The organism is Pseudomonas sp. FW300-N1A1 (assembly GCF_058789115.1).
Map to the genome: position 1 here is coordinate 1 of NZ_JBYTBK010000008.1, position 19,896 is coordinate 19,896.

At 60.3% G+C, this 19,896-nt stretch carries 20 protein-coding genes; 6 read left to right on the forward strand and 14 right to left on the reverse strand.

What is annotated here, in order from left to right; genetic code table 11:
* Positions 1–103: 103 nt before the first annotated feature.
* From msrQ to mrcB, 9 genes are all read right to left on the reverse strand, one after another.
* Positions 104–724, reverse strand: coding sequence for a protein-methionine-sulfoxide reductase heme-binding subunit MsrQ (msrQ, locus tag AC3WQN_RS08030; protein ID WP_103400994.1), 621 nt, complete (start codon positions 722–724; stop codon positions 104–106).
* Positions 724–1,737, reverse strand: a complete 1,014-nt coding sequence (msrP, locus tag AC3WQN_RS08035; protein ID WP_103400995.1) for a protein-methionine-sulfoxide reductase catalytic subunit MsrP — start codon at positions 1,735–1,737, stop codon at positions 724–726. Before msrP ends, msrQ begins: the two co-directional genes overlap by 1 nt.
* A 63-nt stretch (positions 1,738–1,800) precedes the next feature.
* Complete coding sequence (pssA, locus tag AC3WQN_RS08040; RefSeq protein ID WP_095080871.1) at positions 1,801–2,658, reverse strand: CDP-diacylglycerol--serine O-phosphatidyltransferase; 858 nt, start codon at positions 2,656–2,658, stop codon at positions 1,801–1,803.
* A gap of 145 nt (positions 2,659–2,803) precedes the next feature.
* Positions 2,804–3,820 carry a ketol-acid reductoisomerase gene (ilvC, locus tag AC3WQN_RS08045; protein ID WP_007948647.1) on the reverse strand — a complete coding sequence of 339 codons (1,017 nt, stop codon included), beginning with the start codon at positions 3,818–3,820 and terminating at the stop codon, positions 2,804–2,806.
* A gap of 48 nt (positions 3,821–3,868) precedes the next feature.
* The gene (gene ilvN, locus AC3WQN_RS08050) at positions 3,869–4,360 is read right to left on the reverse strand and encodes an acetolactate synthase small subunit (protein ID WP_003205610.1); all 492 of its coding nucleotides are present in this window, start codon (positions 4,358–4,360) and stop codon (positions 3,869–3,871) included.
* A 2-nt stretch (positions 4,361–4,362) separates the two neighbouring features.
* Complete coding sequence (locus tag AC3WQN_RS08055; protein ID WP_103401024.1) at positions 4,363–6,087, reverse strand: acetolactate synthase 3 large subunit; 1,725 nt, start codon at positions 6,085–6,087, stop codon at positions 4,363–4,365.
* Between the two features lie 483 nt (positions 6,088–6,570).
* The gene (locus AC3WQN_RS08060; protein ID WP_095145527.1) at positions 6,571–6,906 is read right to left on the reverse strand and encodes a YqcC family protein; all 336 of its coding nucleotides are present in this window, start codon (positions 6,904–6,906) and stop codon (positions 6,571–6,573) included.
* A complete protein-coding gene (locus tag AC3WQN_RS08065) occupies positions 6,906–7,652 on the reverse strand; it encodes a tetratricopeptide repeat protein (RefSeq protein WP_103400996.1) in 747 nt (248 codons plus the stop codon). Before AC3WQN_RS08065 ends, AC3WQN_RS08060 begins: the two co-directional genes overlap by 1 nt.
* Before the next feature lie 16 nt (positions 7,653–7,668).
* Positions 7,669–9,990: a penicillin-binding protein 1B gene (gene mrcB / locus AC3WQN_RS08070; protein WP_103400997.1), complete on the reverse strand. Its 2,322-nt coding sequence runs from the start codon at positions 9,988–9,990 to the stop codon at positions 7,669–7,671.
* A gap of 117 nt (positions 9,991–10,107) precedes the next feature.
* Between mrcB and AC3WQN_RS08075 the strand changes: the two genes are divergently transcribed.
* The 3 genes from AC3WQN_RS08075 to AC3WQN_RS08085 all read left to right on the forward strand — a co-directional run bounded on the left by AC3WQN_RS08075 (position 10,108) and on the right by AC3WQN_RS08085 (position 12,595).
* On the forward strand, positions 10,108–11,664 hold the full coding sequence (locus AC3WQN_RS08075) for a bifunctional aminoglycoside phosphotransferase/ATP-binding protein (RefSeq protein WP_103400998.1): 1,557 nt from the start codon (positions 10,108–10,110) through the stop codon (positions 11,662–11,664).
* Between the two features lie 90 nt (positions 11,665–11,754).
* On the forward strand, positions 11,755–12,099 hold the full coding sequence (locus AC3WQN_RS08080; protein WP_095080862.1) for a pentapeptide repeat-containing protein: 345 nt from the start codon (positions 11,755–11,757) through the stop codon (positions 12,097–12,099).
* Positions 12,100–12,322: 223 nt separating this feature from the next.
* Complete coding sequence (locus tag AC3WQN_RS08085) at positions 12,323–12,595, forward strand: TfoX/Sxy family protein (RefSeq protein ID WP_064392505.1); 273 nt, start codon at positions 12,323–12,325, stop codon at positions 12,593–12,595.
* Between the two features lie 279 nt (positions 12,596–12,874).
* Here the strand turns inward: AC3WQN_RS08085 and AC3WQN_RS08090 are convergent, their stop codons facing one another.
* The 3 genes from AC3WQN_RS08090 to AC3WQN_RS08100 are packed head-to-tail and all read right to left on the reverse strand — an operon-like array spanning position 12,875 to position 15,563.
* A complete protein-coding gene (locus AC3WQN_RS08090; RefSeq protein ID WP_095080861.1) occupies positions 12,875–13,642 on the reverse strand; it encodes a heme ABC transporter ATP-binding protein in 768 nt (255 codons plus the stop codon).
* Positions 13,642–14,679, reverse strand: a complete 1,038-nt coding sequence (locus tag AC3WQN_RS08095; protein ID WP_103400999.1) for a FecCD family ABC transporter permease — start codon at positions 14,677–14,679, stop codon at positions 13,642–13,644. Before AC3WQN_RS08095 ends, AC3WQN_RS08090 begins: the two co-directional genes overlap by 1 nt.
* A complete protein-coding gene (locus AC3WQN_RS08100) occupies positions 14,676–15,563 on the reverse strand; it encodes a heme/hemin ABC transporter substrate-binding protein (RefSeq protein WP_103401000.1) in 888 nt (295 codons plus the stop codon). Before AC3WQN_RS08100 ends, AC3WQN_RS08095 begins: the two co-directional genes overlap by 4 nt.
* 187 nt (positions 15,564–15,750) lie before the next feature.
* Here AC3WQN_RS08100 and AC3WQN_RS08105 point away from each other — a divergent pair, with 187 nt between their 5' ends.
* Positions 15,751–16,068, forward strand: a complete 318-nt coding sequence (locus AC3WQN_RS08105) for a Rieske (2Fe-2S) protein (protein ID WP_103401001.1) — start codon at positions 15,751–15,753, stop codon at positions 16,066–16,068.
* Here AC3WQN_RS08105 and sfsA read toward each other — a convergent pair.
* Both sfsA and AC3WQN_RS08115 read right to left on the reverse strand, forming a co-directional pair.
* The gene (sfsA, locus tag AC3WQN_RS08110) at positions 16,065–16,778 is read right to left on the reverse strand and encodes a DNA/RNA nuclease SfsA (RefSeq protein ID WP_103401002.1); all 714 of its coding nucleotides are present in this window, start codon (positions 16,776–16,778) and stop codon (positions 16,065–16,067) included. The two genes, AC3WQN_RS08105 and sfsA, sit on opposite strands and share 4 nt — an antisense overlap.
* A complete protein-coding gene (locus AC3WQN_RS08115) occupies positions 16,778–17,950 on the reverse strand; it encodes a pyridoxal phosphate-dependent aminotransferase (RefSeq protein WP_103401003.1) in 1,173 nt (390 codons plus the stop codon). The genes sfsA and AC3WQN_RS08115 overlap by 1 nt, the downstream gene beginning before the upstream one ends.
* 333 nt (positions 17,951–18,283) lie before the next feature.
* Here AC3WQN_RS08115 and dksA point away from each other — a divergent pair, with 333 nt between their 5' ends.
* The gene (gene dksA / locus AC3WQN_RS08120) at positions 18,284–18,727 is read left to right on the forward strand and encodes an RNA polymerase-binding protein DksA (RefSeq protein ID WP_095111029.1); all 444 of its coding nucleotides are present in this window, start codon (positions 18,284–18,286) and stop codon (positions 18,725–18,727) included.
* 203 nt (positions 18,728–18,930) lie between these two features.
* Positions 18,931–19,824 (forward strand): tRNA glutamyl-Q(34) synthetase GluQRS, encoded by an 894-nt coding sequence (gene gluQRS / locus AC3WQN_RS08125; RefSeq protein WP_103401004.1) that lies wholly within the window; start codon positions 18,931–18,933, stop codon positions 19,822–19,824.
* Positions 19,825–19,896: the final 72 nt, after the last annotated feature.

Below are 19,896 nucleotides of genomic sequence, written 5' to 3' on the forward strand. Positions count from 1 at the left end.
GCCGAAAACTGCGTAACTCTTTGTTTACCAAGGAGTTTTCCGTTTCGACTGCGCCGGAAGTGGGGCGAATTATAGACTTCCAGAATCTGCCGTCAAGGGTTAATTACGCTTTTGTTGCAGAAGGTGTTTTTCGAGCTTTAAGACGAGGGATTCGACGGACTACAGGTGGCAAGCGAAGCATTAACAGCAAACCACCTATAGATGCATAAACAGCCCACTCCTTCAGATCAGCGCGAACGATCCACAGCATATGCAGCAATCCAAGCCCGAGAATCACATAGACCAGCCGATGCAGTTTCTTCCAGCGAACCCCCAAACGTCGCTGGCTATAGCGATTGGATGTCACCGCCAACGCCAACAGACAGAGAAACCCCAACGTGCCGACAATAATGTACGGGCGCTTTTGCAGCTCAACACCCAACTGCGACCAATCAAAGCCAAGGATAAACGCCGTATAACCGCTCAGATGCAGAACCACATAAGCGAAACACCACAACCCTAACTGCCGCCGGACAGCAATCCACCCCGCCCAACCGGTGATTTTCTGCAAAGGCGTCATGCTTAACGTAATCAGCAACAGTACAAGCGTGCCCAGACCCAACCGATCAACCAGCACCTTGCCAGGATCAGGCCCCAACACATCCCCCCAGGCTTGGTACAACCAGAGCAGCGGCCACACTGCAGCCGCTATGAAGACACCCATACGCCAGAACGGATATCGCATCAGTAGTTCTTCCTCAGATCGAGCCCTGCATATAAAGAAGCGACCTCATCCGAGTAGCCGTTGAACATCTGCGTGTCACGCACGTTGGGCTTGAACAGCCCGCTCGGCAAACGTCTCTCCCGGGCCTGGGTCCAGCGCGGATGATCAACTGTCGGATTCACGTTTGCGTAAAAACCATATTCATCGGCCGCAATACTCTGCCAAGTGGTTTTCGGCTGCTCGCTGACCAGACTGATACGCACGATGGATTTGACGCTCTTGAACCCATACTTCCACGGCACCACCAAACGCAATGGCGCGCCATTCTGATTAGGCAGTTCACGCCCATACATCCCGACCGCCAGAATCGCCAATGGATTCATCGCTTCATCCAGGCGCAGCCCTTCGACATAAGGCCAGTCGATCAGGGCGAACCCAGAGCGCTGCCCCGGCATACTCTTGGGATCCTGCAAGGTTTCAAAGCGGATGTATTTGGCCTTGGAGGTCGGCTCGACCTGATTGAGCAATGCCGAGATGGGAAAACCAATCCAGGGAATCACCATCGACCAGGCTTCTACGCAGCGCAGACGATAGATGCGCTCCTCCAACTGATACGGTTTCATGAAGTCTTCCAGCGCATATCGACCGGGCTTACCCACTTCCCCGTCCACCACCACACTCCATGGCTCGGTTTTCAGAGCGCCAGCGTTGGCGGCCGGGTCACCTTTGTCGGTGCCGAACTCATAGAAGTTGTTGTAGTGGGTTGCATCCTTGAATGGTGTGATCGCCTCGTCCTTGACGTTGACCGCGCCCCATTGGGTAGAAGGAAGCTTCTCGGCAAACCAGAGAGGCGCCTTGCCAGGCTCAACATTCGCATAACGCGCGACATCACCGGCACTGGCCCAACGCGGCAGACTGCTCACGGCCAAACCGGCAACAGCGGCACCGAGAACGTTACGACGAGAGAGGTAGAGGGATTCGGGCGTGACGTCCGACTCATGGCAGTCGGACGGCTTGGGGAACTTGAATAACATGGCAACTCCGCAGCATTGGAGGACAGATGCACCAATAGACTGCGGAGTATGGGGGAAATTACATCACTCGACGTTTTTGTGACGACGAAGGTGCAACAGGTACTGCACCGGACCGGACGCGGCGTAAACGAGGAATACCAGCAGCAAAATGCGTGGCGGATCACTGAAGACCACTGCAAACACCAGCACCACCGCCAGAATCGCCACGAAAGGTACGCGCCCTTTCAAGTCCAGCTCCTTGAAGCTGTTGTACTTGATGTTGCTGACCATCAGCATGCCAGCCGCCGCCACCATCAGCGCCACCAGGAACGACATCTTGGAGCCCTGGATGCCGTAGTCACTGAAGGCCCAGACGATCCCGGCAACCACACCGGCAGCCGCCGGGCTGGCCAGGCCAATGAAGTAACGCTTGTCCGCCGTACCGACCTGGGTATTGAAGCGCGCCAGACGCAACGCCGCACCCGCGACATAGATGAAGGCAACCATCCAGCCGACCTTGCCCATGTCGCCCAGCGCCCAGCCGAATGCCAGCAGGGCCGGCGCGACACCAAAGGCCACCATGTCCGACAGTGAGTCGTACTCGGCACCAAACGCGCTTTGCGTATTGGTCATGCGTGCAACCCGGCCATCGAGGCCGTCCAGCACCATGGCGACGAAGATGGCGATTGCCGCGAAAGCAAAGTACTTGCTTGCGCCGGCAGCATCACCGGCACTCAAGGCACTCTGGGCGCTCATGGAGTTGATGATGGAATAGAAACCCGCGAACAGGTTCGCAGTGGTGAACAGATTGGGCAGCAGATAGATGCCACGATGCCGGACTTTACGGCCTTCAGCATCATGCCCTTCTTCGACATGCTCATCGATCGGTAGCAGGCTATCGGCGTCAGAGGCCTTGTTTGGCTCTTCGGGACGTTCGCTCATGGACATTACCTTGCAACGGTGTGGATAGTTTCGACAGGTGTCTGCGGCAACGGTTCGTAGCGCAAACGATGCAGCTTTATACCAGAACCAGCCATCCAAACGAAAAAACGCGGCCTAAGCCGCGTTTTTCGTACTCATTCGCGACTCAGTTTTTAGCTTTGTCGACGATTTTGTTGGCGCCGATCCACGGCATCATCGAACGCAGTTGCTCGCCGATGATCTCGATGCCATGTGCAGCGTTGTTACGACGCTTGGCGGTCATCGAAGGATAGCCGGTAGCACCTTCGCTGATGAACATCTTGGCGTACTCGCCGTCCTGAATGCGTTTCAGGGCGTTGCGCATGGCCTGACGGGATTCGGCGTTGATCACTTCAGGGCCGGTCACGTACTCGCCGTACTCGGCGTTGTTGGAGATCGAGTAGTTCATGTTGGCGATACCGCCTTCGTACATGAGGTCAACGATCAGCTTCAGTTCGTGCAAGCATTCGAAGTAGGCCATTTCTGGCGCGTAGCCAGCTTCAACCAGGGTTTCAAAACCGGCTTTGACCAGCTCAACGGTACCGCCGCACAGAACGGCTTGTTCGCCGAACAGGTCGGTTTCGGTCTCGTCCTTGAAGGTGGTTTCGATGATGCCGGTACGACCACCGCCAACGCCAGCAGCGTAGGACAGTGCAACGTTCTTGGCGTTGCCCGAAGCATCCTGGTAGATCGCGATCAGGTCAGGAATACCGCCGCCTTTGACGAACTCGGAACGCACGGTGTGGCCCGGGGCCTTCGGCGCGATCATGATCACGTCGAGGTCAGCGCGCGGAACAACCTGGTTGTAGTGGATCGCGAAGCCGTGGGAGAAGGCCAGGGTGGCGCCTTTCTTGATGTTCGGCTCGATTTCGTTCTTGTACAGGGCAGACTGGAACTCGTCCGGGGTCAGGATCATGACCAGGTCGGCAGCTGCAACAGCGGAAGCCACGTCAGTCACTTTCAGGCCGTGAGCTTCAGCCTTGGCAACGGTAGCCGAACCTTTACGCAGGCCAACGGTAACGTCAACGCCGGAATCTTTCAGGTTGCACGCTTGAGCGTGACCTTGGGAGCCGTAACCGATGATGGCAACTTTCTTGCCCTGGATGATGGACAGGTCGCAGTCTTTTTCGTAATAAACTTTCATGAAATTCCCCTATATATCCAGGCCGTTCAGGCCATTCGCTAATTTGGTTTAGATGCTAAGTACTTTGTCGCCGCGGGCAATACCGGTTACGCCGCTACGGACGGTTTCCAGGATCGAGGCGGTGCCAATGGACTGGATGAAGCTGTCGAGCTTGTCGCTGGTACCGGTCAGTTGAACGGTATACACGCTGGCGCTGACATCGACGATCTGCCCACGATAAATATCCGTAGTGCGTTTGATCTCGGCGCGCTGGGCACCGGTGGCCTTGACCTTGACCAGCATCAGCTCGCGCTCGATGTGCGCGCTTTCCGACAGGTCGACCAGCTTGACCACTTCGATCAGCTTGTTCAGGTTCTTGGTGATCTGCTCGATGATTTCATCATGGCCCACAGTGGTCAGCGTCAGGCGCGACAAGGTCGGGTCTTCGGTGGGTGCCACGGTCAGGCTTTCGATGTTGTAGTTGCGCTGCGAGAACAGGCCGACTACGCGAGACAAAGCGCCGGGTTCGTTTTCCAGAAGCAAGGAAATAATGTGCCGCATGATTAAGTACGCTCCGTCTTGCTCAGCCACATATCGCGCATGGAGCCGTCTTTGATCTGCATCGGGTAGACGTGCTCGCTGGTATCGACCGAAATGTCGAGTACCACCAGGCGATCCTTCATGGCGAACGCTTCCTCCATCTTCGACTTCAAATCCTTCGAATCGGTGATGCGCACTCCAACATGCCCATAAGCCTCGGCCAGCTTGACGAAGTCAGGCAGCGACTCCATGTACGAGTGCGAATGACGGCTGCCGTAACTCATGTCCTGCCACTGGCGAACCATGCCCAGAACACCGTTGTTCAGGATGACGATCTTCACCGGCAAACCATACTGCAGGCAGGTCGACAGTTCCTGAATGTTCATCTGGATACTGCCTTCGCCCGTTACGCAGGCAACGTCTGCATCCGGGAAGCTCAACTGGATGCCCATGGCCGCCGGGAAACCGAAGCCCATGGTGCCCAGGCCACCGGAGTTGATCCAGCGGTTAGGCTTGTTGAACTTGTAGTACTGCGCGGCGAACATCTGGTGCTGGCCCACGTCGGAGGTCACAAAGGCATCGCCCTTGGTCACTTCGCACAGGGTTTCGATCACGGTCTGCGGCTTGATCTTGCTGCCGTCGCCCTTGTCATAAGGGAACAGGCCGCGGTCGCCGCGCCATTCATCGACTTGTTTCCACCAGCTGGCAACGGACTCCTTGTTCGGGGTCTCGCCGATTTCCTTGAGGATCGCGACCATTTCAGTCAGGACACTTTCAACCGGACCCACGATCGGCACGTCGGCCTTGATGGTCTTGGAAATCGAAGCCGGGTCGATGTCGATGTGAATGATCTTGGCATTCGGGCAGAACTTGGCCGGGCCGTTGATCACGCGGTCATCGAAACGCGCACCGACCGCCAGGATCACGTCGGCGTGGTGCATGGCCAGGTTGGCGGTGTAGCTACCGTGCATGCCAAGCATGCCGATGAACTGACGGTCGGTGCCAGGATAGGCACCCAGGCCCATCAGGGTGTTGGTCACGGGCAGATTGAGCATTTGCGCAAGCTCGGTCAACGGCGCGGAGCCGCCACCGAGAATCACGCCGCCACCTGCGTACAACACAGGGCGCTTGGCCGCTAGGAGCATTTCTGCCGCCTTGCGGATTTGCCCGGAGTGACCGCGAACAGCCGGGCTGTAGGAGCGCAGCTTGGCTTTTTTCGGGAAGACGTATTCGAACTTCTCGGCCGGGTTGGTCATGTCTTTCGGGATATCGACAACGACAGGACCAGGACGACCGGATTGCGCCAGGTAGAACGCTTTCTTCATGACTTCCGGGATTTCCGACGCGTGCTTGATCATGAAGCTGTGCTTCACGATCGGCCGGGAGATACCGATCATGTCGGTTTCCTGGAACGCATCGGTGCCTACCATGGTGCTAGGCACCTGGCCGGAAATGATCACCATCGGAATGGAGTCCATGTAGGCCGTGGCAATACCGGTGATGGCGTTGGTTGCGCCCGGGCCGGAGGTAACCAGTACCACACCGGCTTTACCGGTGGCACGGGCATAGCCGTCAGCCATATGGGTCGCAGCCTGTTCGTGACGAACCAGGATGTGAGTCACTTCCGGTTCTTTGAACAGGGCATCGTATACATGAAGGAGAGCACCACCCGGGTACCCGTAGATATATTTGACGCCTTCGTCACGCAAAAAGCGGACGAGCATCTCACCGCCAGATAAAAGCTCCACGTTGTTCACCTCTAAAACGCCAGAATACCGCCCACATAAGGGGACGGGTCTTAATAGGTTTACTTCCCAGCAGAGCATGAGCGACGGTGGTCGCCGACTACGTCAGCACTGACTGAGCAAGTATTGGGATCGTCCCAAGTGTTGCGGGGCTTTCCCACCCAGCGCGAGGTAACGCGTTGCGGGTGTAACAGGTCGGCGCGGGTGTGCGCCTCATGATCTGCCGAGTGGGTCTGCTTCTGGCAGTCCCTCTACAGCGGACTTTGGATTCTTCTGTTTCGCCCTCTGCAAGTCAAGCCGTCAATGTGCTTAATTCGAACTAAGCGCATGAGAACGCAAGAAAAAACCTCTAAACCCCGGGTCGGATAACTTCAATTGCGCATTTTTGGCAAGGAAATGGCATGCGAACGCACAGGCGCACCCTCGCAGAGTGGATTTTCTTGAGGAATATGAAGGAACTGCCAGCGGGCGCTGGCAGTGTTCGCGTCAGCGAGAGGCGCTGATGAGCTGGTCGAATTCCTTGAGCAGGACCTGCAACTGCCGGTCCTTGCCCTGGAGACTGCGAGCGCCGAAGACCATCTCGGCCATCTCCTGAATACCCGAGGCATTGGGCAATGGCAGATCCTGCTCCAGGATCGCCTTCATGCGTGGCAGGAAGATCCATTGCAGCCACTGCTCAAATTCCAGGGTATCGACCGAGAAAGGCTCGACGCTGGATAGCGCGGCGGCGCTAGGCGGGACATCGTCCCACCAACCTTGAAGCCGCAGCTCACGCTCGATCAGCAACAATTGGTCGGCGATTTTCGAAAAACGGACATCCATCAGAGCGCAACCTTGGCTTTCTGGCGAGCCTGAGCAGCACCGGCGGCATCACCCTGCTTCTCGCGAGCCTCAGCGATCAGCGCCCACAGGCTGGCTTGCAGGTCAGGACGACCATTGGCAAGGGTCAGGCCACGACGGGCGAACTGCTCGGCTTGCGCGGCATCGCCCTGGGCCATACGCACCTGCGCCAGGCGATAGAGCACCTGCGGCTCGCGCGGGGCAACCCGCTGGGCACGCTCAAGGCTGGAAGAGGCACCATTGAGGTCACCGCTGGCCTGTTGCTGCTGGGCAGTGGTCAACAAGGCCAGCACCGGGCCGTCCAGCTGTTCATCGGCAGACAAGCCTCCGACGCCGCTGTTCGCCGAAGGAATCCCGCTTGGCGAGGACGGCATGCTGTAGCTGCCCTGGTTGATCGGCCCACTGTCGACCGGGCCCGGGGTAATCGGACCCGAACTGGCCGGGCCAGGCGTGATCGGCTGAGTACTGATCGGCGTCGATGTCGTTGCGCCGCCACCCGGCACCATCACCACCACGCCGGTATCGCCCTGGGGAATGGCCTGGGTCTGCGCTTGCGCCGGACGCGTCACGGTGCTTTTACGGAAGCCGCCATTGGCCGAGATACGCTCGCTGTTGGAAACGGTAGTCCCCGAATCGACCACCGGAATCGAGCCACGCTGCACCGAGGAGCAACCGCTGAGCAAAGCCAGAGCGGTCACCGTCACCGCTGGAATAAACCACTTGTTCACTTGAATCCCTCTTTGCTTAATTCATCCATCCCTTGACCCAATCCATCACCGAATCAACCGCGGGGTCTACGCCACCACAGGTGGCGCCGGGAGGTGGTTCACTGCCACGAATATACGGCATCTGGACGGCGCCAGGGCAGCTGGAGTCCGAGCCCTGCCCGGTACGCGAGTCGACCCAGGCCTGAACGATGTTGTCTGGCTGTGGCATATCCAGCGGTAGCGGGTCGGCCTTGCGCATGAAACTGGTCCAGACCTGCAGCGCACCAGTGGCACCGGTGAACGGCGTCTTGCCGTTGTCATCACGGCCCAGCCAGACCACCGCCAGCAGATCCTGGCTGAAACCTGCGAACCAACTGTCTCGCGAGTCGTTACTGGTACCGGTCTTGCCCGCCAGGGTCAATGTCTTGGGCAGCACGTTGTAGACCGAGCTACCGGTACCTTCGCGCATCACTCGCTGCATGGCGCTCTGGATCAGGTAGATGGACGCCGGATCGAAGCGCTGCTGAATCTGGAACGGATAACGCTTGAGCGGTTCGCCTTCGGCGGTCAGCACGCTGCGAATCCCGCGCATCGGGGTATTGAAACCGCCGTTGGCCAGCGTCTGATACATGGTGGCCACTTCGATCGGACTCAGGCCGCCGGCCCCCAGCAGCATCGACGGGAACGCCGGGAACTCACGGGTCACACCCAGGCGTCCGAGGGTCTTCAGGACGTTCGGCACGCCAACTTCAAGCCCCAGGCGCGCTGTCGACAGGTTGTAGGAATGCGCCAGGCCCTGGTACAGGAATACCGTACCGTGGGAGCGACGATCATAGTTCTGCGGTTTCCAGACCTGACCATCGGCGCCCTTCACCGAAAAGGCCTCGTCGGACAGCCAACTGGTCAAGGTGTACTGACTCGGCTTCTCCAGCGCGGTCAGGTAGACCGCCGGCTTGATCAGCGAGCCAATCGGCCGCACCGCGTCCAGCGCCCGGTTGAAACCGGCGAATCCGGCCTGGCGGCTGCCGATCATGGCCTGGACTTCACCGGTTTCCGGGTTGGTCACCACCATCGCGGCCTCGACTTCATCCGAGCCCTTGCGACCGGCAAGGCGCTTGAAGGTATCGCTGACCGAGGCTTCGGCTTTCATCTGCAGGATCGGATCGAAACTGGTGAAAATCCGCAGCCCTTCTTCGGTCAAGTCTTCGTCGCGATAGTCTTCGCGCAACTGGCGCTTGACCAGATCGAGGAAACCGGGGAACGAGCTGTCCGCCAGGCTGCCGCGCTTGGTCACGCCCAGCGGCATTTTCTTCGCCGCCGCGACCTGCTCGGCCGTGGCCACGCCCTGCTGTTCCAGCAGATCGAGCACCAGGTTACGGCGCTCAAGCGCGCGCTCCGGATAACGACGCGGATTGTAGTAGGACGGCCCCTTGACCATGCCCACCAGCAACGCCACCTGATGCAGCTTCAGCTCGGCCAGCGGCTGGCTGAAGAAGAACTGGCTGGCCAGACCGAAACCGTGCACCGCACGCTGGCCATCCTGACCGACGAACACTTCATTGAGGTAAGCCTCAAGAATTTCGGGCTTGTCGTAGTGCAACTCGAGCAGCAGCGCCATCATGGCTTCGGTCAGCTTGCGGCTCAGGCTGCGCTCGTTGGTCAGGTAGAAGTTCTTGACCAACTGCTGGGTCAAGGTACTGCCACCCTGACGCATCTGCCCGGCCGAGGTGTTGACCCAGACCGCCCGCATGATCGACTTGGGCGACACTCCGAAGTGGCTATAGAAGTCGCGATCCTCTACCGCCACCAGGGTCTCGAGCAGGTACGGTGGCACCTGATCGATCTTGATCAGGATGCGGTCTTCGAGATTTTTCGGATAAAGACCACCGATCAACAGTGGCTCGAGACGCACCACCGACAGTTTGGCGCCGTTGGTCGCCGACAGCTCGGCGACATAGTCACCCGAGAAGCGCACGCGCACCGGCTGGGCCTGCTCCAGGCCTTCATAGAACTGGAAGCCACGGGTATTCAAATCGACAGTGTTGCCGCTGACCGCTGCTGCACCGGGACCATTGGCCACGCTTTCGCGACGATAGCCAAGGGCATCGAGCTCAATGAGGAAATCTTCCTTGCTGAGCTTCTGTCCGACGAACAGCTCGAGCGGGCGCGCGTAAACCTTGGCCGGAATGGTCCAGCGCTTGCCGGAGAACTTCTCCTGAACCACGGCATCGAGATAAACGGCGAACCCTGCAAGCACCACGAGACCGACCAGGCTGAGCTTCAAAGCCCAGGCCAGCCAAGGGCGCGGGCCATTGGAGGGACGTTTTTTAGCAGTACGGGGGGATCGGGTACGAGTCATGGCGGCGGATTATACGCACTTTGTTCCTGATCAACATGAGCCCCGCGAGGTTTGCGTTGGCCCCACTTGCGGCCATAATGGCGGCCTTGAATTTCCCCAGACTCTGAAGGATCGCCCGTGAGCCAATCCCTGATCGCTGCCCTGCAAAACCCGGCCCTTTATCCGCATCCTGTGGATGGATTCCAGGTCATTGAGACGCACATCTCCTGGGTGCTGCTCACCGGCCCCTATGCCTATAAAGTGAAGAAACCGGTCAATTTCGGCTTTCTCGACTTCACCGCACTGGATGCACGCGAGCACTTCTGCGGCGAAGAGTTGCGCCTGAACCAGCGCTTGACCAGCGACCTGTACCTGGAAGTGCTGCCGATCACCGGGAGCATCGAGGCACCACAACTGGGCGGCACCGGCCCGGTGCTCGATTACGCCCTGAAGATGCGCCAATTCCCGCAGAGCCAACTGCTCAGCACCCTGCAGGCCAACGGCGAACTGACCACTGCGCACATCGACCAGATGGCCAGCCAGATTGCCCGCTTCCACCTCAATGCGCCGCGCGTTCCGGCCGACCATGAAGCCGGCACCCCGGACAGCGTCATGGCCCCCGTGCGCCAGAACTTCGAACAGATCCGCCCATTCCTCAGCGACAAGGCCGATTTGCTGCAACTCGAAGCCTTGCAAGCCTGGGCCGAGAGCAGCTTCGAACGCCTCAAGCCGCTGTTTGCCCAGCGCAAGGCCGAAGGTTTCATCCGCGAATGCCACGGTGACATCCATCTGGGCAATGCCACCGTGATCGATGGCAACGTGGTGATTTTCGATTGCATCGAATTCAACGAACCCTTCCGCTTCACCGATGTTTACGCCGACACCGGGTTTCTCGCGATGGACCTGGAAGACCGCGGCCTGAAAAGCCTGGCCCGCCGCTTCATGAGCCAGTACCTGGAACTGACCGGCGACTACCAGGGTCTTGAACTGCTGAACTTCTACAAGGCCTACCGTGCACTGGTTCGCGCCAAGGTCAGCCTGTTTAGCATGCCCGCCGACGCCACTCCGGTGCAGCGCGCCACTACCCTGCGCCAATACCGCAACTACGCCAACCTGGCGGAAAGCTACAGCACCATCCCGTCACGCTTCCTGGCCATCACCCATGGTGTTTCCGCCGTCGGCAAAAGCCGCGTCGCCATGCGCCTGGTCGAAGCCCTGGGCGCTATCCGCCTGCGTTCCGATGTCGAGCGCAAGCGCCTGTTCGGCGAACAGCATGTGCCTAACGATCCGCAAGCCGGTATCTACAGCAGCGATGCCAGTGCGGCGACCTACGCCCGCCTGCACGAGATTGCCGGTGTGATCCTGCGTGCCGGCTTCCCGGTCGTGCTCGACGCAACGTACCTCAAGCGTGAACAACGCGACGGCGCGGCGAAGATTGCCGAGGCCACCGGCGCCCCGTTCCTGATCCTCGATTGCAACGCCCCTCAAGCGGTGATCGAGAGCTGGCTGGCCCAACGTCAGGCAGACAAGAACGATCCGTCCGACGCCAACCTGGCGGTCATCGCCGCGCAGCAAGCCAATCGTGAGGCCCTGACACCCGCAGAAATCCTCTGCAGCAAACGGGTACAGACCAATGAAAGCGGCACCCTCGACACGGTAGTGGCGCAAGTCCGCCAGCGCCTGCCGGGCCTGTAAGCACTATTTCAAGCGCGAAGCCCTGACCGGCTTCGCGCTTGCAAGATAGTGGCACTATACTGGCGTCATAAAACCAACAGGTGACGCCCCATGAGCCAGCCAAGACTTCTCGACACCCCGCTGTACGCCCTGCTGCATAAAGACGACATCACAGGCTTTAATCGCGAAAGGCCAAAAACCGGCCCCATCGACATGGTGGGCGGCGACTTTCGCGGCCTCGACCTGCGCGAACTGAACGCCGAAGGTGTCGACTTCAGTGATGCCTACTTCCGTTCCGCCGACCTGCGCGGCATCGACTTTCGCCATGCCTCCCTGGAAGGCGCGAGCCTGGCCCACGCGCAAATCTCCGGCACTTACTTCCCGCCTGAACTCTCGGCCGACGAAATTCTGATGTCGATGAATTTCGGCACTCGCCTGCGCTACCGCACCCGTTAACGCGCGGGATGTCCGCCTACGTCCGGTGCCCCAACCCGCGCCGGATCTGCGCGACCGTTTTACGACTCAACCCAGGCTTTCTAAAGCCTCCTGCAGAGCCATCTGGCACATCGCCTTAGAAGCTTTTGCGTTCAAACCGACCAAAGAACCACGCTTTTCCTACTGACCGCTACACTCTTTTGAAGCTCGCCCCACGCACTCTCGGCCGTCGCAAGGAGGCTTGATGAATGATGAACTGCAGCATCTGAAAAACCTTGGCAAGACGTCAGCCCAATGGCTGCATGCCGTAGGCATTCACAGCGCCTCGGATTTGCGCCGCCTGGGGGCGGTGGACGCTTACCGGGCGGTGCGCACCCGCGGTTTTCGCGCGTCGAAGGTGTTGCTGTATGCCATTGAGGGAGCACTGATGGACGTGCATTGGAATGACATCCCCGCCGAACGCAAGGACGCCCTCAACAAACAACTGGATGCCATATCGTCACGGCACAAGAATTGAGCAACGTATTGGCCCGGCAATCCGCATCTGAGGGTCAATCCAGACAAGCGTTTGGCAAAAGGCAAAAATAATCGAAAAACACTGGTTGACTTAGAAATGAGAATCGTTATGATTATCGCATCTGGTCGCGAGACCAGCTGATCTTCTGAAAGGCCCTTGGTTCGGACTCTCAGATTATCTCCTCATCAGGCTAATCACGGTTATTTGACCCGGCTCTTGCCGGGTCTTTTTTTGCCTACCCAACAGTGATCCCCCCACGACCATCCGGCGCCCTTTCTTTCAGCGGGCAATAATCAGCGGATGCCCACGCTCCGGGTGCGGCTGCACCAACACATCCAGCCCGAACACGGCCTTGAGCGGTTCAGGACGCAAGACCTGCTGCGGCGTATCCAGCGCATGGGGACGGCCATTTTCGAGCAGCAGAATGCGGTCGCAGTAGCGTGCGGCCAGATTCAGATCATGCAGTATCACCAACACCGCCGCGCCGTGATCGGCAAACTCGCGTATCGACTGCAAGGTGGTGTGCTGATGCAACGGGTCGAGCATGGAGGTCGGTTCGTCGAGCAGCAGGGTCTGCCCCGCCTCGCCCGGCCAGAGCTGCGCCAGTACCCGCGCCAGGTGCACCCGCTGACGCTCGCCACCGGACAGCGCTGTGTAGCTGCGCCCGGTCAGATGCCCGACATCGGCAGCCTGCAGCGCGGCGGCAATGATCTGCGCATCGCGTATCCGGCCTGTTTGATGAGGCAAGCGGCCCATGCCGACCACTTCCTCGACGCGAAAGGCAAAATCCAGGGTCGAGGCCTGGGGCAGTACGGCCAGGCGCTGGGCCCGCAGCGCCCCCTGCCAATCACTCAGTTCGCGCTGATCAAGCCAGACCCGCCCCTGATCGGGGCGCAGCTCACCGCACAAGGCGCCGAGCAGCGTACTTTTGCCCGCACCGTTCGGCCCCAGCACACCCAGCACTTCACCCGGCCGGAGCTCAAGATCGATGTCCGTGAGCACGATTTTCCGGCCACGGCGGATCTGCAGATTCTCCACTCGCAGCATCAGGCGCGACCTCGCAGCAGCAAATAGAGAAAGAACGGTGCGCCGATGAACGCGGTCACGATACCGATCGGCAACTCGGCCGGAGCCAGTGCCAAGCGTGCCACCAGGTCGGCAAACAGCAACAGGCTCGCGCCGGCCAACACCGAAGCCGGTAGCAGCACACGGTGATCGGGACCGGCCAGCAAGCGCACCAGATGCGGCACCACCAACCCGACAAAGCCGATCATTCCCGCCGCCGCCACCGCAGCGCCCACACCCAGCGCGGTACAAAACACCAGTTCGCGCTTGAGCCGCTCGACATTGATCCCCAGATGGCCGGCCTCGGACTCGCCGAGCAACAGCGCATTCAACGCCGCCGCCCGGCGTGGCAACCAGAGCGCCACCGCCACGCTCACCAGTAGCAACGGCCACAACCGCGCATAGCTGGCGCCATTGAGACTGCCCAGGTTCCAGAACGTCAGCGTGCGCAAGGTCGCATCGTCCGCCAGATAGGTGAACAAGCCCACCGCCGAGCCGGCCAGTGCGGTCAGCGCGATACCCGCCAGCAACATGGTCGCCACATTGGTCTGCCCGTTACGCCGGCCGAGGCGATACACCAGTGCCGTCACCCCGAGCCCGCCAAGAAACGCAGACACTGACAACACGTAAGGACCGATCACCTCGGGCAGACCGCCAGACAGCGAGCCGCCAACAATCGCGATCGCCGCACCCAGGGCAGCACCACTGGAGACGCCCACCAGCCCGGGATCCGCCAGTGGATTGCGGAACAGCCCCTGCATCGCCACGCCGGACAAGGCCAGTACACCGCCCACCGCGAGACCCAGCAAGGTACGCGGCAGGCGAATCTGCCCAAGAATAAGTTCGGCCTGCTCCAGGCCTTCAGCCGCCACCGGCAAGCCGATCAGGCGCATCGCCGCGCGCAAGGTATCGAGCAACGGCAAGCTGACCGGCCCCAGCGCCAATGACAGCCAAATGGCGAATACACACAGCAGGCTCAGGCCAATGAACAGCGAACGCGGCTTGACCAGAGTGCTCATTGGGCCGCAGTTGCCGCGGAAGTCTCAGCGGGATAGAACCCGGCCGACAGCGTGGCCAGGCTTTGCGGCAAGCGCGGTCCCAGGCCACCGACCAACAGGGTCGGATCCAGCTCCAGGACGCGCCCGGCCTTGGCCGCCGGCGTCGAGGCCAGTATCGGGTTTTCCTTGAACAACGCCGAACGGGCGGCGTCGCCAGTCAGTGCGCGATCGGAGAACACCAGGACATCCGGGGTCAGACCGGCCAGTGACTCGACGGAAAACGGCTTGTAGCCCGTATGGGTGGACAGGTTACGCCCGCCCGCCTGTTGCAACAGCCAATCGGCCGCTGTGTCTTTACCGGCGATCAACGGCTTGCCACCCGCATGCCCCAGCAGTAATAGCACCCCCGGTGCCTTCTGTTTGACCTGTGCCGCCGCGACCCAGGCCCGCTGCTGCTCGATTTGCTGTTGATAATCCTGGAACACCGTCGTGGCCTGGGCTTCGTTGCCGAGCAACCGGCCCAGGTGCTGCAAGTTGCGTTCAAGGGTGGCCAGGTCCGGTTGTGCCGAAAACAACTCCACCTGCACCCCGGCACTGCGAATCTGCGACAACACGGGCGGCGGGCCCATTTCTTCGGTGCCGATCAAAATCTGCGGACGCAGGCTCAGAATGCCCTCGGCCGACAACTGGCGCTGATAGCCAACACTCGGCAAGGCCTTGAGCGATTCAGGGTGCTGGCTGGTGGTGTCGACGCCGACCAGCCTGGACTCACTGCCCAGTGCGCTCACCCATTCCGACAACGCGCCCCCGGCACTGACCCAGCGTTGCGGCAACTCGGCCGCTACGGCCCCATGGTTGACCAAAAGTCCGACACAGAGCGCAATGGCGCGGGTACTCAGGCGCATAACAGGGTTTCCTTTGCACAGTTTTCCCGCAGAATCGAAGCATACTCAGCAACGCGCTCACCACGGGCAGAGCCGGCATTTGATAATTGTTAACATTTGCACGTCAAGCACTGACACATTTGCTAACCAGTACCCGCCCACCGCATAACCGCCTTCAGGCCCAAGCCTGTGGCACAAGAGGACAGTCATGAAGTTTCTTTGCACCAGCGCCGAACTGGTCGATGCCAGCAGCCGCGGGTTCGAGATTGATGGCCAACGGCTGTTTGCCGTGCGCCGCGAAGGCCGGGTCTATGTCTACGAGAACCGCTGCCCCCATCGCGGGGTCGCACTGGAATGGCACCCCGACCAGTTTCTCGACCCGAGTGCCAGCCTGATCCAGTGCGCCACACATGGCGCGCTGTTCCTGATCGAAAGCGGCGAATGCGTGGCCGGTCCTTGCGCCGGCCAGTCACTCAGCGCCCTGGCATGCCGGGAAGACACTCAGGGCATCTGGGTGCAGTCTTAAGCGCCGAGCAGCACCTCCAGCCGGCGTTCGATGCGGACTTCTTCAGCGCTCAGGCTCACGCCATACGCCAACACCTCGACGCCGGCCGCCTTCGCCTCACGCAGGGCGGCCGCATACCCCGGGTCGATTTCCTCGGCCGGACGAACCGCGTCGATCCCCGTCAGATTCACGCAATACAGTTGCACCGCGCGAATGCCGTCCCGCGCCAGGCACGCCAATTCGCGCAAGTGCTTGGCTCCTCGCAGGGTCACGGCATCCGGAAACGCCGCGACCGCTGAACCGTCGAAGCCCAGGGTCACGCTTTTGACTTCGACGAAGGCCTGCCCTTGCGGGTAGTCGAGCCGAAAATCGATGCGACTGTTTTCCTGACCGTAGGGCACTTCACGCTTGAGGGCGGTAAAGCCGTCGAGTTCGGTGATCACCCCCGCCTTCAGCGCCTCCTCGACCAAGGCATTGGCCCGCGCCGTATTGACACAGGCCAGCCGCCCTTGCGGGGTTTCGCTGATTTCCCAGGTGCCAGGCAATTTACGTTTCGGATCGTTGGAGCGACTGAACCAGACCTGCCCGCCCTCGACCATGCAGTTGAACATCGACCCGGTGTTCGGACAGTGAATCGTGATCATCTCGCCGCCAACGGTTTCGATATCGGCGAGAAAACGCTTGTAACGTCGAATCAGCCGGCCTTTTTCCAGGGGAGGATCGAAGCGCATCAGCCTTGCCAGCTCCGCAGGCCACGGGCAATCCGCTCCACCGCTTCCTGCAGACGCGGTAGGCTTTGGGTGTAGGCGAAACGAACGTGATGACCGGCCTGGTGCCGGCCGAAATCCAGGCCCGGCGTGAACGCGACGTGCTCGGTTTCCAGAAAGTGCCGACAGAAGGCAAACGCATCACCGCCAAAGGCGCTGATATCGGCATACAGATAGAACGCGCCTTCCGGTTCCACCGCGATACCGAAGCCCAGCTCGCGCAAGGCCGGCAGCAGGAAATCGCGCCGACGCCCGAACTCCGCACGCCGCTCTTCGAGAATGCTCAAGGTCGCAGGCTCGAAACAGGCCAGGGCCGCGTACTGGGCCATGCTCGGCGCGCTGATGTAGAGGTTTTGCGCAAGCTTTTCCAGTTCGCCGACGGCGGCTTGCGGGGCCACCAGCCAACCGAGGCGCCAGCCGGTCATGCCGAAATACTTGGAGAAACTGTTGAGCACAAAGGCACTGTCATCGACTTCCAGCACGCTGGCGGCATCGGTGCCGTACGTCAGGCCGTGATAGATCTCGTCCACCACCAGATGACCGTTGCGCCCCTTGATCGCAGTGGACAACCCGGCCAGTTCGTCGCGGGTCAGAATCGTGCCGGTCGGGTTGGCGGGCGAGGCCACCAGGGCCCCGACACTGTCGTGGTCCCAGTAACGCTCAACCAGGTCCGGGGTCAGTTGATAACGCACGTCCGGCCCTACGGGAACAAGCTGCGCGGCGCCTTCTACCAGGCGTAGAAAATGACGATTACATGGATAACCCGGGTCGGCCAGCAACCAGTGCTTGCCCGGATCCACCAGCAAGGCGCTGGCCAGCAGCAACGCGCCAGAGCCTCCCGGGGTGATCATGATGCGCTGCGGGTCGATGTCCAGGCCGTAACGCTGCTGATAGAAGCCGGAAATGGCCTCGCGCAGCTCGGGAATGCCCCGCGCCGCGGTGTAACGGGTTTTCCCCGCCGTCAGTGCCGCCTGGCCGGCCTTGATGATCGGCTCGGCCGTGGTGAAGTCCGGTTCGCCGATTTCCAGGTGAATGACGTCATGGCCGGCCGCTTGCAACTCATTGGCGCGCGCCAGCAATGCCATGACGTGGAAAGGTTCGATAGCGCGGCTGCGCGCACTGTAGGGCTGGGCCATTAGCCTTCCTTCAACGGGGGTAAAAACCTGATTCTACCCAAGCGCGGGAACAAGCGAGAACCTAATACAGTCACAAAGCCCGGGCTCACTGGCAAGTGAGTACCTGCACAAGTGTCAGGATTGACTAAAATCAATAATTGATCAGGTCTCCAGAGCCGCCAGACAAGGCTTTGCAACCATTTGCAAGCCTTACGGACCGTGGCCTCGGCATCAGGGAGTAGCGCGGTCTGATTTGATCTGGTAAGTTCGCCCGCTTGCAGCCGCAGGGCCGGCAGGTGTCGGTGATGGAGCAATCCTGCGCAATGGATTACAAGAGTAGAGGCGGTCCATTTCATGCCCACCCAAGCAAAGCAGCAGCCAAACCAGTCGATCAGCGGCTTCGAACCCTACAAAGAAGTAAAGGGTGAGGAATACATGGGCAAGCCCATGCGCGATCACTTCACCAAGATCCTGAACAAGTGGAAACAGGACTTGATGCAGGAGGTCGACCGCACTGTTGATCACATGAAAGACGAAGCGGCCAACTTCCCCGACCCGGCCGACCGTGCCAGCCAGGAAGAAGAATTCAGCCTCGAACTGCGCGCCCGCGACCGTGAGCGCAAGTTGATCAAGAAGATCGACAAGACCCTGCAACTGATCGAAGACGAAGAGTACGGTTGGTGCGAGTCGTGCGGTGTCGAGATCGGCATTCGCCGTCTTGAAGCCCGTCCTACCGCCGACATGTGCGTCGATTGCAAGACCCTTGCAGAAATCAAGGAAAAACAAGTCGGCAAATAAGCGTCGATTTGACTCAAGAACGGAGCGTGCGAACGCTCCGTTTTTTGTTTCCGGCATTTGCCACGCCACAAACCCTGTGGGAGCGGGCTTGCTCGCGAAAGCGGTGTATCAGTCAGCATAAGTGTTGAAGCTGATGACCCCTTCGCGAGCAAGCCCGCTCCCACAGGTGGTCCGTGTTAGCCCATACAAGTAACATCGCCCTCATGACTGCCACCACCTCCCCCTACATCGGGCGCTTCGCCCCCACCCCCAGCGGGCACCTGCATTTCGGCTCGCTGGTCGCGGCACTGGCGTCCTACCTCGACGCACGCGCCGTCGGCGGCCGCTGGCTGCTGCGGATGGAGGACCTCGACCCACCCCGGGAAGAACCCGGCGCCCAGGCCGCGATCCTCAAGGCCCTGGAAAGCTACGGCTTCGAATGGGACGGCGAGATGGTCCGCCAGAGCGAACGCCACGACGCCTACCTGCAGGTCGTGAACCAACTGTTCAACCATGGTCTGGCCTATGCCTGTACCTGCTCGCGCAAACAACTGGCGCCCTACCACGGGATTTACCCGGGGCTGTGCCGCAACGCCGGCCACGCCCGCGAAGACGCGGCGATCCGCCTGCGGGTTCCAGAGCTTGAGTATCACTTCACCGACCGGGTGCAAGGCGAGTACCGCCAGCACCTGGGCCGCGACGTCGGTGATTTCGTGATTCGCCGCCGCGATGGGCTCTACGCCTATCAACTGGCGGTGGTACTGGACGATGCCTGGCAAGGCGTCACCGACATCGTGCGCGGTGCCGACCTGCTCGACTCCACCCCGCGCCAGCTGTACCTGCAGGAACTGCTGGGGCTGGCGCAACCGCGTTACCTGCACCTGCCATTGATTACCCAGCCGGACGGTAACAAACTCGGCAAATCCTACCGTTCGCCGCCACTGACCGAAGACCAGGCGACCCCGCTGTTGTTGCGCGCCCTGCGCGCATTGGGACAACAGCCGGACCCGGCACTCGATAGCGCAACGCCCGCCGAGGTGCTCAAGTGGGGGATCGGGCACTGGGATGCGCTGCTGATTCCCCGCACACTGACACTGCCCGAAGCGCAATTACGCTGACTAAGCTTGCAGGTTGGCGCCCATCCGTTACCATCGCCGCACGTTTTCGGGCACGCACACAATAAAGAGAGG